Source organism: Sulfobacillus harzensis, assembly GCF_012933365.1.
In the GTDB taxonomy this organism is placed as follows: domain Bacteria; phylum Bacillota; class Sulfobacillia; order Sulfobacillales; family Sulfobacillaceae; genus Sulfobacillus_B; species Sulfobacillus_B harzensis.
In genome coordinates this window covers 49,678-62,631 of record NZ_JABBVZ010000008.1, presented here as the reverse complement: position 1 = coordinate 62,631, position 12,954 = coordinate 49,678, and the positions used below count along the sequence as shown (strand labels likewise).

Below are 12,954 nucleotides of genomic sequence, written 5' to 3'. Positions count from 1 at the left end.
CCCGGGGGGCTCCTATGAACAGAACATCGGTTTGGCGGGGAGCATTTTGGCTCTCTATCGGTTCATTTGTGTCGAAACTCATTGGCGCCGTATACCGTATCTTCCTACCCCGCGTTTTAGGCGATTATGGGGTCGGGTTGTTCCAAATGGCCTACCCGCTCTATGCCATTTTGTTAGCGGTGTCGGTAAACGGCATTCCCACGGCACTGGCGAAGCAGACGGCCGAGAAATTGTCGCGCGGCGATGGGGATGGCGCCGAGCGTTTGGGCTCCTGGGCTCAAGTCATGCTGGGTGTGGTCGGTATGCTGCTGGCGGCGGCAATGGAACTGAGCGCCCCCTGGATTGCCCGATCCTTGTTCGGTGAGCCAGCCTCCACTTGGGCCATTCGAGCGCTTGCCCCAGCCTTAGCCTTTGTAGCTTTGGAGGCTAGCTTCCGCGGATATTTTCAGGGTCACCAGGATATGGAGCCCACCGCCATTTCGCAAATATTGGAGCAGGTCGCGCGGGTAATGGTCATGTTTCCGTTGGCCTATCACTTCCTGCCCTATGGGATTGACAAAGCGGCGGCGGGGGCGACATTAGGGGCTCCCATTGGCGCCATGATGGGCATGGTGTTCTTGGGTTGGCAGCGCGTACGAAGCGGCGGAGGCTGGAATCTTTCCGGCCGGATCCCCTTGGGGGATTTGTGGCGCTTGGTGATGGTGGCGTTGCCGATGTCGTTTTCGGGTCTCCTGTTTCCAATGATGCTGATGGCTGATTCGGTGTTTGTGCCGGGGAGGCTAAGGCTGACAGGTCTAAGCTTAGAACAGGCCACCGCCCGCTTTGGTCAACTAAGCGGCGAGGCGATGCCGCTCATCAATCTCACTATGGTGGTGGGGGCAGCCTTGGCGGTATCGTTGGTACCAGCAGTCGCGCGGGCGATTGTCGCGGGCGACCACGATCAGGCGAACCAGAAAGTTGACAGTGCCATTCACATGGTCTGGCTGCTAGGCCTCCCGATGTCGGCCGGCTTGATGGTCTTAGCCCGCCCGTTAACACAGCTGTTGTATGGTGAGAGCGGATCTGCGGGGGCATTGCAAGTGCTCGCCCTCGGCTCGGCCGTGTTGGCGATACAGCAAGTCATGGGATCTTCACTGCAGGCGGCTGGGCATGGATGGGTGCCGGTAAAAAACCTGATTTTTGGTGCGGGAGTCAAGTTTCTCCTCACGTGGTGGCTAACCGCTTTGCCGGCCTGGGGCATTCGCGGGGCAGCCATGGGAACAGTGGGCGCGGCCTTGACGACGGCGTATCTCAATTGGCGCGACTGGATTCGCATTGTTGGCCCGGGTACCCAGCCCTTTAAAAGCTTACTGTGGCCGCTGGTCGGAACGGTGGTGATGGCGATGGGGCTTCGTTTATGGCTGACAGGCCCTGTTTGGTTGCCGAGCTTCTGGCATGTCGTGTTGGCTGTGCCGGTAGGGGTCGTTGTCTATGCGGCTGTGATGTTGTTGTCCGGAGAGATGGCAACGGTCTCCAAAGCCTTGAAAGAGCGTTAAAATATGGGGTTTTGCGTTACGTTTGCTATACTACCCCCGAGGCGTGGGTTTCACCGAGGGGGTAAAAATGGCAGACTGGGTTTGGCATGGCGAGGACGGGAACAACCGGGACGATCGCTTCATCGTCCAGGGGCCACGGGATGGTGCGGCGATTTGGGAACGTTTTGGAGCACTGTTTCCGGATGATGCTAAGGCGCAACTGTGGGTGTCCGGATCACCTCCCGTCGAGATTCTTTGGGGTGATATCGCCAAAATCCAGCTCATGGCGGGAGACCGCCTGATTCTGCCTGGGATTCCAACAGCAGGAGGACCTCTCCTATATGTGATGGAGCGGCTGTTGGGGCCGGAAGGTTGCCCTTGGGATCGCAAGCAGACGCCTCAATCGCTGGTGCGGTACCTGCTCGACGAGAGTTATGAGGCCGCCGAAGCTTTAGTTGCAGGGGACGACGAGGCCTTCATCGAAGAATTAGGCGACGTCTTGCTGCAAATAGCCTTTCAGGGAGCACTGGCTCCGAATTCTAGTTTTAGCGACATCGCAGTAAAGCAAGCACAAAAGCTGATCCGCCGCCACCCTCATGTGTTTGCTGAGGAAGCGTGGGCAACTTCTGAGGAAGTGCGCCAGCAATGGGATAAGCTGAAGGCGCAAGAGCCGCCCCATCATGCGAGTGCTGTTTGGGTTTACCCGGCACTGGTTGCGGCCAAGCGTCTTGACAAACTGGGCATACACCCGGAAAGCTCCGTATATCAAGAAATTTACGATTTGCTACAGGTATATTTTGACAAAAACCCGGGCAAGATAGAGGAAATTCTAGCAGATGCTGCCTGGGCTGTGGCTTCAGGCGGACGCATCCAACATCAAGACGCTGAGTGGGCTCTATGGAAAAAAGTGGCTCAGGCCGCCCCTCAAAACCGCGAAATCGCGGGGAATTTGCGGTAAAAAAAGGATTTCCGGAAGACTTGGCGAATAACTGGATGCGAAAATCCGTTATCGATCTCATTAGGAGGGACGATTTTGAACAAGGCAGAATTAGTGACCGAAGTTGCCGAACGCGCGGGGATGACCAAGAAGGACGCAGAGCGTGCCGTGAACGCCGTGGTGGAGAGCATCGAATCCGCTTTGACCAAGGGAGACCGGGTGTCCTTGGTTGGCTTTGGCACCTTCGAAGTTCGTGAGCGTGCTGCACGTGTGGGTCGCAACCCTCGCACCGGCGCCACCTTGGAAATCTCTTCAAGCCGCGTACCGGCTTTCAAGGCCGGCAAGGCGTTGAAGGATTCCGTCGCCAAGTAGTTTTTCTCGTGCCAGGCCGTCCCCATGGAGGAGACGGCCTTTTTCATGTTTTAGGGGGGGACGTCCTGCATGCGGATTGATAAATACTTAAAGGTGAGCCGGATTATCAAGCGCCGTACGGTGGCCAAGGAGGTTTTGGATCAAGGGCGCGTATCCGTCAATGGACGGGTTGTGAAAGCGGGATATGAAGTCAAAGTGGGCGACCGCATCACGTTGGAGGTGCCCGGGGGCCCACGCATCGTCGTCGTCGAGGCGATTCGGGAAAATGTTCCCGCCAAAGAGGCGGAGACCCTATATCGGGAGGTCTAATTTGGACGACGCGATGCATAGGCTGTGAGAGGAAATCTCTCACCGGAAAAGGGGTCCGTCCGATGGATGAAAAGCGGGGACATTCGATTGCGCTGGTCAACCGCCAGAGCCTGTCATTGGAAGGTGTGCAGCACGTCGATAATTTTGACGACGACACCATTGTACTTTCGACAACCATGGGGACCTTGACCGTTCGAGGTCACAATCTGCGCATTCAAACGCTAGACCTGGACCAAGGGCACTTCGTCGCCGTGGGAGAATTTGACGCGCTGCAGTACGGGAAGAAGAGGCAGCGCAACCAGGCAGGAAATACGTGGAATAAGATTTGGCGTTAGGGGGAAGTCCGATGCCTCCGAACGACGCCTTTTTCATCATCGCGGTCTGGATTCTCACCGGGATGGGATTTGGTATGCTGTCCACCGCCTATGGAGCCTGCCGGATCACCTATCGCATGCAGGTTGGAGTCCGGGAGTTCTTGGATTGGTTTTGGTTTGTGCTGGTCGGCATGGCCTTTGTCGTCATGCTCTTTTGGACAGAGTGGGGTACTTTTCGCATCTGGTCAATTGCTTTCGTGTTAGTGGGATACGGGCTATGGACCTGGCTCGCAGCGCCTGTCGTGATGGGCGCGCTGTTATTGGTTGCGCATGTCGAGGCCCGAGCTGTTTACTACACGTTGGCCCCCGTCCGCGGCCTTATCCGCTTATTTCAGCGTCTTCAAGACAAGCTTCGGAAACCCCCGAAAAAAGGGTGACAATCCCCCTGTGGATAACCTATAATGTAAAAACATCGTACAAATCCTGTACTAGTTTTGTACACAGGTTGTGCACAGATTGTGGATAAGTCGGGGAATTTATGCAGATAGAAATTCGGGGAATGGAACGACTCTCTTTTCGCGAGCGACAGGTTGTCGCTCTCAAGGAAACTGGGCAGTCAAATGATAAAGTGGCGAAGAAGTTGGGCTTGTCGCCGGCCACGGTGGCAACTCTATACAATCGCGCCAAAAGCAAGGGCTATGAGGTTGTCTTGGTAATTTCCGGCGATCCGTTAGGGGTTTTTGGCGATGAGGAGGAGGCGGACGACGAGTAATGGCCAAACGCTCGTTGCGCATCAATTGGCGGCGCATCGCCACCTTTGTTATCGGCGCTTACCTCGTTTATTGGAGCGCCGTGTCCTTAGATCATATGTGGGTCATATCCCGCCAGCAGCAGGCTCTGAATCATCGCATCGAAGCCATTAAGGCACAGAATCACGCGCTACAGCGTGACATTCACGATTTGCATAATCCACATACGTTACGGGAAATATTGACAGGACAAGCTCCGTTGCCGAGTGTGGATAGATAGTAAAAATTGGAAGATTACGCGAGCCTTTCCGTTGACATTTTTTCCGTGCGGACCATATAATAAGACTACCTTAATCGTTCCCATGGGAGGACTTTGACGTCTCAATGGCATCTGAATTGGAAGTTGGCCAGATAGTTGAGGGCACCATCAGTGGAATTACCCACTTCGGCGCCTTTGTCGTTTTGCCTAATGGGCGCACCGGACTGGTGCACATCTCGGAAGTTGCAGATGCATATGTGAAAGACATCAAAGACTACCATAAGGAAAACGATAAGGTGCAGGTTAAAATCTTGTCCATGGACGCCAATGGTAAAATTGCGTTATCTATCCGGCAGGCCCAACCGAAATCGGCAGCCGTTGGGACACGTGAACACGGGGGGCCACGTCGCGACCATCGACCCTCGCACGAGCGTCGTGCGCAGCAAGTCTCTTTTGAGGATAAGATGCAACGCTTTATGCGTGACAGTGAAGATCGCCTGCAAGACCTTCGCCGCAATACCGATTCGAAGCGTGGAGGACGAGGGGCTTAATACTCATAACAAGCCGGGATGGCGGAATCGGCAGACGCAGAGGACTTAAAATCCTCCGATCCGGAAGGGTTGTGCGGGTTCAAGTCCCGCTCCCGGCACCATTTTTCAAAACCCACCTGATGGCGGGTTTTATTTTTTCCTCAAAATCGGCAATGCAACGCCCTTTTGCGGCGCTTGTGAACCGTTCCTATTGCTCCCCCAAACTTCCCGACATCCCAATTTTTCTCTGAACACTGGCCTTTACTTTCAAACCACGCCAATGAAAATATGGTTCCGCCTTCTGCCCTTAGGTCAGTGACCAGTCTTGTCGCCATGAAATGGGTAGCGGTATGCCTTGCTGTTTGAGGGCCACGTACCATTGCCCTTGATGGAGGCCCTCATGTTGTATGGCTGCGGCACAAATTTCGTCTGCACTCAGCCGATTTAGACCAAACTTCACAGATTCGTCACAGGCTCCTGCAAGCCTTTGAGCGAGTTGTTCGCGACTGCGTCGGAGTTCCGTAGCGACGTGAGCATTATCAGGTAGAAATCGTCCGGGAAAGGATAAAATGCCCGTTTCTAGGGCGTCACGGTAGACGTCTCGTACGCGAATCATGTGGAAAAACAAATTTGCTGGAGATCCCAGTTCGGCGATAAGACGGGTGGACCACTGAGACTCATGTATGACGTCCAATAATGCATCAGTCATTTCCGCTGCATATAGGAACCCTTTATGCCTCAACTCTGACTCCTCCAATTCCTGTGGTATTCTTCAGGGTTGCATTCTTGGTGTCCGCGTGGCATAACAATAACAGAAGAACTCTCGCTCTGCGTCAACAGAGCGGGAGGGATGGCAGCACTTCCGCGGTGAACGGAAGGAGACCCTGCCGAACGCCGATTTAGAGCGAAGATAACCATCTCCTCAGTGGAGGTGGTTATTTCTTACGATTTCGCGGAACCACCAGCACGACGAACATGGGAAGAATCCATAGTGTCCAGTGCATGGGCGTGCCCCCTTCCCGGCGCAAGATTTCGGCCGCTGCCGGGTCTCCACAGCAGAATCCGCGCCGGAAAGTCATCGGGTCGGGTGACATCCACCCCGATTATAGGAGACAAGTCCGGTGGCGTAGCGAATAATCGTTCGACATCACATCGGAGCAGGGGATGCCTCTGGAGGGTGAGCGTTGCAGTGTCAGGTTGACGTAGAGCGACGTGACAACGCGATCCAGACGCTCGCTTTGGGTGTTTTTGGCCTGATTTACGTCAGATCAGGCGAGCGTCACGGTCTCGGTCTCCGGGAGACCGCAATAAAACGTGCGCCATACGCTCAGCGTATCGGGGTCTCTCGTGCCCGTGTCCCGCTCCCGGCACCAATTTTGCAAAAACCCGCACCAAGCTCTTGATAGCGGGTTTTATTTTTCCCCAAAACGACTTTTGCGGTGGAGGATGGGAAACACCTCGGTCCAACCGCCAGCGTCAAAACATCGCCCCTTCGTCAGGGTTATCATCCAAAATGCTAGCAACGGCCGCCTCTACTTGAGCGTCCGTAGCCATTGTGGCCTTTTGCAAGACTTGGAGAGCCTGTCGCAAGTCCTTTTCGTCGGGGCGCTGTTGTGGCCATCCTGTCACGTTTCCCTTTGCCCACGCTATAGCCAACCTCTCCAAGAGGGGTATTTTCTTCCTTCTCCCCATACGCAAAAACTGTTCAATTGTTTGCTCGAACTTCTCATCTGACACGGGTTCAAGCTCGCGAAACAGCATCCCCACTGACCGCAATTCTGCTTCATCGACAAAATCGTACGGCCAATCGGGATGCATGCCTCGGATGTAAATCATCATGAAAGTTCCAAACGTAAAGAAATTCACTCCAGTCCCCCTTGGTCTGCTTGATGGCATGGTTCTGTTCACCTCAGATTTTGTTTGGTCGGTCTTCCCTGTCCAGGCATCGCCGCTTGCATTCTGCCGACCAGCATGGCATAACAATAACAGAAGCACTCCCGCCCTGCGCGAACAGAGCGGGAGGGATGGCAGCACTTCCGATGGTCACGGAAGGAGACCCTGCCGAACGCCGATGTTTTCGCTGATAACCATCTCCTCAGTGGAGGTGGTTATTTCTTGCCAATACGCGGAACCACCAGTACGACGAACACGGGGATGATCCACAATGTCCAGTGCATACGCATAGCCCCCTCTCCGGCGCAAGATTTCGACAGGCTGCCGGGTCTCCGCAGCAAAAGATCTGCGCTGGAAAGGTCATCGGGCGGGTGACATCCAACCTGATTATAGGAGACGACCCATATCGGGTGGGGAATAATCGCTCGACAGCACTCTAAGTCGGTTCGCGGGGGCTGTATGCGAGCGTAGCGCGTTCGTTTTTGCAAAACCAGATGCGTGGCCCCGGTTTATACGCTCGCTTTGGTTCACTTTGGCCGTTTTTACGTCCAGACGTCAATGGATCGGGCGAGCGTAGTACGACTCTTTGGCGCGAAAGAAAAGCGTGAGGGTTTCATACGCTCAGCGTATGGCGGGGCTTTCTATGCATGGCGGGCTCCCGGCACCAATATTTTTCGAACCAGCACAAGCTGTAAGATGGCGGGTTTGTGTTTTGCCCATAAACATCACGACGAAGGTCATTTGGACACAACGGATGATTATCCTCCTTCGGCGCGTCGGGTGGTATGATATCTTGCTGCTTCAACGCGACATACCTCGCCTTGATGGATTCCTTCGAAGTTCGAAAGTCAATCCACCGCCATACGCTGAGCGTATACGTGCGTTGCTTAATCGAATCGGGCTCCCAGCACCACTTTTCGTAACCCGCCAGATGGGGGGTTTTGTTTTTTGAATTTGGCGTGCCGGTGTGCAATTGAGGGAGATTGCTCATCGCTCAGCAAAGCCGTCTCCGCTCGTCCGGTCGATCACATCTGAACTCCTCAATCGAACCCTATGCGGGTAAGAATCTTTCGAATTTCCTCGGTGCGAGTCAGGACAAGGTCGTACACGGCCCGATACCTTGTGTTGCGAATGGCCATAAGAAGTGCGGTTGCTTCGCGCTCGCCCAGCAGATGCAAGAGAGCATCGTATTCTTCATAACAGACGGCAATGTGCCCATAAGTCGACTCCTCACTTCCTGCGCCGTCTGGAAATTCGATGGGCAGCGACGGGAATTCGGACCTCATAGCACTTATCAAGTCGGTTCCTCGAACCCGAGTGGTCACTTTCCAATGCATCTGCTCATGCAAATACGTGGGAAGAAGCGGTTCTGGAGCATGCCGACGAAGTGTATTCAGGGTTAACACAGGGTGGCTATGCGGAACAACGCCTTGTTCAATCCGAATGAGGCGGGTGAACGTATACGGGGACAAGTTGTATCGATAGATCAAGCCCAGAAGGCACTGGGACGTCTCCACCTCGCGGGGTGTTCCGTGAGCCAAGGTAATTTGAAGGTCCACTATGCCACCTCCACGCCGTCATTCTGTTCGCGGAAGATAAGATGATGGTCACCGTCTCATACTTAAAAAGTGTACTGAGGGGAGATGCACTTGCATTCTCTCAACCTCCGTGGCATAACAATAACAGAAGAACTCCCGCCCTGCGTGAACAGAGCGGGAGGGATGGCAGCACTTCCGCTGTGAACGGAAGGAGACCCTGCCGAACGCCGATGTTTTACCTGTGAGAATAACCATCTCCCGACGGAGGTGGTTATTTCTTACGATTTCGCGGAACCACCAGCACGAAGAACACGGGAAGAATCCACAGTGTCCAGTGCATAAGCGTGGCCCCCTTTGCGGCGCAAGATTTCGGTCGCTGCCGGGTCTCCACAGCAGAATCCGCGCCGGAAAGTCATCGGGTCGGGTGACATCCACCCCGATTATAGGAAACGAGCCAGGTGGGGTGGGGAATAATCGCTCGACATCACTCTGTATTCATGTTCGAAGGGCCGCTTGCGAAAGGGACGGCTAAGAGAATCGGCGGCCGCTGGCAATCGCAGAGGAGCCATTGATGGGACTCTTGGCCCCATTATCCGATCATTAACCTGGCGAGTCATCGCGGGAATGAGGGTTGACAGTCGAGGATATAATGGGCACAGCGATATACAAATGATCCTCACGAATAAGCGGTTGAGAGCCGTCTGTATTGGCTGGGGGTGTCTATGGACGTTCGGGAAAAGGTTGTTGTCGTGTCGGGTGCGTCCAGTGGTATCGGGCAAGCGATGGCGGTAATCCTGGCGGCTAAGGGATCGAAAGTCGTTATGTTAGCCAGGCGGACAGACAGACTCATGGCCATGGAAGCCGAATTGAAAGCGGCACATCACGAAGTGCTGGCGGTTCCAACAGACGTTACAAACCGCGACCAGGTCAACCGGGCGGTTGACCTGACCCGGGAGATATTTGGGAGAATCGATGTGGTCGTCAATAATGCGGGGATCGGGTACTTTGGCACCGTTGAAAAATTGCCCATCGAAGACTTCCGTCATTTGATTCAAACCAATGTGTATGGCATGTTGAACCTGATTCAATCCTCCATACCGTCCCTTAAGGAGACCCATGGAACGATTGTCAATGTCTCATCCGTCTTAAGCAAGCGGGCACTGCCGTTCCTGTCGGCCTATGCGAGTACCAAAAGTATGATGAACGCATTAGCGGATGGGTTGCGCCTGGAATTACGGACTTATGGGGTACACGTTCTCACCTATTGTGCACCTGAAACAGAAACGGAGTTTCATGCGACCACGAAACATGAAGCGGGTCTGGATCCAACCCCTGGCGGTTACCGTAGAAAGGCCTCGGCACGCGATGTTGCCGCACGAATCGTGCAGGCGCTGGTTGAAGATAAACGGGAAGTGGTCGAATCGAAAACCCTGGAAATCCTGAATTGGTTCGCTCCGAAATTTTTGGACGCCATTTTTTATAAAAGCATGGTTCAAAAGGTATTGAAGTCTCAGCCCCCTCTTTAAGGGGGTTGATTGGCAAACCTTGAAGCCCGGCAATGGGATGTTCCCATTGATCGCCGGTGGGTTGAACTGCGGAGGGTCGATTGAATACGCTCATATCCGAAAGCTAGACCGTGTTCGTGTCATTTCCCCGTAATGGGGCCAATTTCCAAAGACGGTGATTAGTCCAGGAGATGCCGCGCGTGCGCTTTTCGAGATGCTCGCGGCAGCCAACTCAGCTTGCACACGGTTTTGGACCACATATATGAGCTTAACGGCCTACCGACGACTCTTGGCCCACTGCATAAATGTGATAATGCTTCCTCCAATTTTGTACGGTGAGGCCTCCACAGTATGAATCTGTTGGGACAACCGGGCTCGATTGGTTGTGCTCGGATGCTGAAGCACGGCAATGGCATCGAGTCCCCCTTGTCCTTCTTCCCCGAGCTTGGTTAGCCATGGCTGAATTTCGTGAAGCAATGCTTTGTTCGTGATTGTGGGGGGCAATGTGCGTGGGAGCCGAGCGAGTCTTGCGAACTCCGTCTCAAGCGCTTTTGTTGCCGAATTTTTGGACGAGGTTGACGAAGCGTTTTCGTATGCCGATATCAGGGATCGCATTGGCGAGTAGCCGCTCGGATTCAAAATGCTAGCCGTGTTGAATGCAGCAAATGCCTCAAACAACTGCGGGTTGGTGACGCCTGGCATGTGTTGAATGGCGTTCTCCCAGGCAGTTTTGGGGTGATAGCCGGTGGGATCCTGCAGATAGTCGGCAATGGTCTGAAGCGCCAGTTGCGAGGCGTATGGCTGAATCATGGGATTACTGATATAACCCGCTATATTATTTTGGAGTGACCCGCTTCTCCCTTGTAGCGGGCCCATCATCAATTGAGGGCGTCTGCCCACATCATAGGTATAGTCGTTGACGGGGTAATTGTCCCAGAGAATGGGCTTTCGTCCAATCAGTTTGGTAACCGCCTTTGCTTGTGCGCTGTTAATGCTCTTGTTGAGGACCCATTTGCCCGTCCAGATAACTTTAATGGTCCGCTTCAAGGTTGACCGCAATGTTTGCCAATAGGGACCGTCGGTTAGGCCATAGTATGATGTCGGGGCCAGCCAAAGCTGGAAATTCGGATCATTGGCCCGTTCATCCGCGTCAATCTCATTGGCCAACTGCATTTGAGCCCTGGCGTAATCGTGCCCGTCAACCCTTTGGTCAGCAGGCTTTAAGGTGGTCTGGATGTCGTCAAATGACAGCATGAACGTGTTGACTCCAATCGATCGGAGCTGATTAATTTTTGCCTCCAATGCTTTGCGATCGGAGGGGGAACTATAGGTGATGGACTTCCGGACAGCAGCCGTTGATGTTCCCGTCATGCCAGGCGATATGGAATAAACGAATCGAATATGGTCTCGTTTAGCGTCGTTCACCAACGTCCTCATTTGGGCAAGTTTAGCTGGCGGATAGGGTAAGCGCCAATCCATTCGCTGATACGGGTCGCCTTTAGGGGCGTACACGTACGTATTCATATTTTCCTGTTGCATAAACCTAAATAAATTGATGCGTTCTGGATTGGTCCACGGATGTCCATAGAAACCTTCAATAACGCCGCGAATAGGGACCATAGATGTCGTTCGAGCGGACGAAGCCGATGTCGAGGCTGAACCGCTCGATGCAAGAGAGGCTTGTTTGGCATAAGCTTGCAGGTGTCCCGTCCAGCCACACCCAGCAATAGACGTGGATCCGAGTACGATTATGGCGACGATGCCGAGCGATTTGTCCATGATGTCCTCCTAAATGACCATATCAGGTCTCTGGTGGCCCAGCGCCATGAATCCCTAGCCTTACACGAGAATAACGCCAGCTTGCCCAAGAGGTCACGGACGCTGTTCCGGAACATTTTGGAGACCACGCGTAGGTGAAGGCGTACGCTGCCGAGGATGCCTTGGTCGTCGTTATCGCTATTCGGTGCGATATAGTGAAAGCGTGCGGGGGGCAACAACGCCAAGTTCGAGCTAAGCTTTCTCGAGATCCTTGGAGGCTGATGCGCTGTTTGCCAGCCTTTGGGGAGGCGCCATAGACGGAGTACCGGGGGCAAGCTGCTATACGGCCTTATTGCACGCCAGGGGCCAACGCGCTCGCGAACACGGGCATCCTTACGTCACCGTGGATGCAAGAACGATGCGTAGGCCGATCCTGTTGAAACAGGACGTCATGTGACTTGGCGTGGCCTTGGGCTGCCAATCGCCAGAATGATTGCCAACTGTAAACGGATCCAATCCATTGAGCGCAGACGGGTTTTGGGTTCACCTTGTTTGCGGTGTCGTTTCTTCCGAACGAAAGAGGTGACGGGCTTGTGTTGGACAAGACATTACCGTATTTCAACGTGATTATGAAACGTCGTGCGGGGTTGCCTATCGAAACGTGGGCCCTACCCCCCAACTTTTCCTTGAAATGGTTTGTCCCGGGAGACGAAGTTCGGTGGGCGACCATTGAGACGTCAGTCGGGGAGTTTTCCACACAAGAGGAAGCTCTTAAATACTTGCGTCAGACATATCTTCCGGATGGCGATGAACTCTCACGGCGATGCCTGTTGGTGTCCGCGGCCAACGGGGACGCGGTGGGTACGATTACAAGTTGGTGGAACATGACGGAAAAGCGGCGGGATCCGGCGATCCATTGGTTAGCGGTCCGACCCGAATTCCAGGGACTGGGTCTAGGCAAGGCGTTGGTGTCAGAATGCCTCAAGCGGTTGACGAGGTTGGAGGGCGACCGAGATATTTTTCTTCACACCCAGACATGGAGTCACCGGGCGATCGCAATTTATATAAAAGCGGGATTTGGGATCGTCAAGCGGGGCTCGTTTGGCAATTATCCCAATGATTACGACGAAGCCATGCCGGTGTTGAGAACGGTTTTGCCGTCCTTAATGAGCTAAGTGGTCGCTCTAATGGCCGTAGCGGGTTACGCCATCGGAGGCTGGCGACGGAATGGACCGCTTCCACCGATATACCACACGAATGCTCACAAAATTCGACC

General features: G+C 54.0%; 15 protein-coding genes and 1 tRNA gene. 12 read left to right on the top strand and 4 right to left on the bottom strand.

Features of this window, described 5'->3' with window-relative positions; translation table 11 throughout:
• Nucleotides 1-14 precede the first annotated feature (14 nt).
• The 10 genes from HIJ39_RS03925 (at nt 15) to HIJ39_RS03880 (ending at nt 5,106) form a co-directional block, all read left to right on the top strand.
• The gene (locus tag HIJ39_RS03925; protein ID WP_169096923.1) at nt 15-1,535 is read left to right on the top strand and encodes a putative polysaccharide biosynthesis protein; all 1,521 of its coding nucleotides are present in this window, start codon (nt 15-17) and stop codon (nt 1,533-1,535) included.
• Nucleotides 1,536-1,602: 67 nt separating this feature from the next.
• Complete coding sequence (locus tag HIJ39_RS03920) at nt 1,603-2,472, top strand: MazG nucleotide pyrophosphohydrolase domain-containing protein (protein ID WP_169096921.1); 870 nt, start codon at nt 1,603-1,605, stop codon at nt 2,470-2,472.
• A 75-nt stretch (nt 2,473-2,547) separates the two neighbouring features.
• Nucleotides 2,548-2,823 (top strand): HU family DNA-binding protein, encoded by a 276-nt coding sequence (locus HIJ39_RS03915; RefSeq protein ID WP_169096919.1) that lies wholly within the window; start codon nt 2,548-2,550, stop codon nt 2,821-2,823.
• A gap of 69 nt (nt 2,824-2,892) precedes the next feature.
• The gene (locus HIJ39_RS03910; protein ID WP_169096917.1) at nt 2,893-3,132 is read left to right on the top strand and encodes an RNA-binding S4 domain-containing protein; all 240 of its coding nucleotides are present in this window, start codon (nt 2,893-2,895) and stop codon (nt 3,130-3,132) included.
• A gap of 62 nt (nt 3,133-3,194) precedes the next feature.
• Nucleotides 3,195-3,467 carry a sporulation protein YabP gene (gene yabP, locus HIJ39_RS03905; protein ID WP_169096915.1) on the top strand — a complete coding sequence of 91 codons (273 nt, stop codon included), beginning with the start codon at nt 3,195-3,197 and terminating at the stop codon, nt 3,465-3,467.
• A gap of 11 nt (nt 3,468-3,478) precedes the next feature.
• Entirely contained in the window at nt 3,479-3,883 is a 405-nt protein-coding gene (locus tag HIJ39_RS03900; protein ID WP_169096913.1) for a hypothetical protein, read from the top strand.
• 101 nt (nt 3,884-3,984) lie between these two features.
• A complete protein-coding gene (locus HIJ39_RS03895; RefSeq protein WP_169096911.1) occupies nt 3,985-4,218 on the top strand; it encodes a helix-turn-helix transcriptional regulator in 234 nt (77 codons plus the stop codon).
• Complete coding sequence (locus HIJ39_RS03890; protein ID WP_169096909.1) at nt 4,218-4,475, top strand: hypothetical protein; 258 nt, start codon at nt 4,218-4,220, stop codon at nt 4,473-4,475. The genes HIJ39_RS03895 and HIJ39_RS03890 overlap by 1 nt, the downstream gene beginning before the upstream one ends.
• Nucleotides 4,476-4,579: 104 nt before the next feature.
• Nucleotides 4,580-5,005 (top strand): S1 RNA-binding domain-containing protein, encoded by a 426-nt coding sequence (locus tag HIJ39_RS03885; RefSeq protein ID WP_169096907.1) that lies wholly within the window; start codon nt 4,580-4,582, stop codon nt 5,003-5,005.
• 12 nt (nt 5,006-5,017) lie between these two features.
• A tRNA-Leu gene (locus tag HIJ39_RS03880) sits at nt 5,018-5,106 on the top strand.
• Between the two features lie 185 nt (nt 5,107-5,291).
• On the opposite strand, the gene HIJ39_RS25080 is transcribed toward HIJ39_RS03880, so the two are convergent.
• The 3 genes from HIJ39_RS25080 to HIJ39_RS03870 form a co-directional block, all read right to left on the bottom strand.
• Nucleotides 5,292-5,693: a DinB family protein gene (locus HIJ39_RS25080; protein WP_420824558.1), complete on the bottom strand. Its 402-nt coding sequence runs from the start codon at nt 5,691-5,693 to the stop codon at nt 5,292-5,294.
• Nucleotides 5,694-6,460: 767 nt separating this feature from the next.
• Nucleotides 6,461-6,850, bottom strand: coding sequence for a hypothetical protein (locus tag HIJ39_RS03875; RefSeq protein ID WP_169096905.1), 390 nt, complete (start codon nt 6,848-6,850; stop codon nt 6,461-6,463).
• A 1,067-nt stretch (nt 6,851-7,917) separates the two neighbouring features.
• On the bottom strand, nt 7,918-8,436 hold the full coding sequence (locus HIJ39_RS03870; protein WP_169096903.1) for a hypothetical protein: 519 nt from the start codon (nt 8,434-8,436) through the stop codon (nt 7,918-7,920).
• Nucleotides 8,437-9,137: 701 nt separating this feature from the next.
• Between HIJ39_RS03870 and HIJ39_RS03865 the strand changes: the two genes are divergently transcribed.
• Complete coding sequence (locus HIJ39_RS03865) at nt 9,138-9,941, top strand: SDR family NAD(P)-dependent oxidoreductase (RefSeq protein ID WP_169096901.1); 804 nt, start codon at nt 9,138-9,140, stop codon at nt 9,939-9,941.
• Between the two features lie 255 nt (nt 9,942-10,196).
• Here the strand turns inward: HIJ39_RS03865 and HIJ39_RS03860 are convergent, their stop codons facing one another.
• Nucleotides 10,197-11,540: a protein O-GlcNAcase gene (locus HIJ39_RS03860; protein ID WP_243239326.1), complete on the bottom strand. Its 1,344-nt coding sequence runs from the start codon at nt 11,538-11,540 to the stop codon at nt 10,197-10,199.
• 731 nt (nt 11,541-12,271) lie between these two features.
• On the opposite strand from HIJ39_RS03860, the gene HIJ39_RS03855 reads away from it, so the two are divergent.
• Complete coding sequence (locus tag HIJ39_RS03855) at nt 12,272-12,853, top strand: GNAT family N-acetyltransferase (RefSeq protein ID WP_169096897.1); 582 nt, start codon at nt 12,272-12,274, stop codon at nt 12,851-12,853.
• The last annotated feature ends 101 nt before the right edge of the window (nt 12,854-12,954 follow it).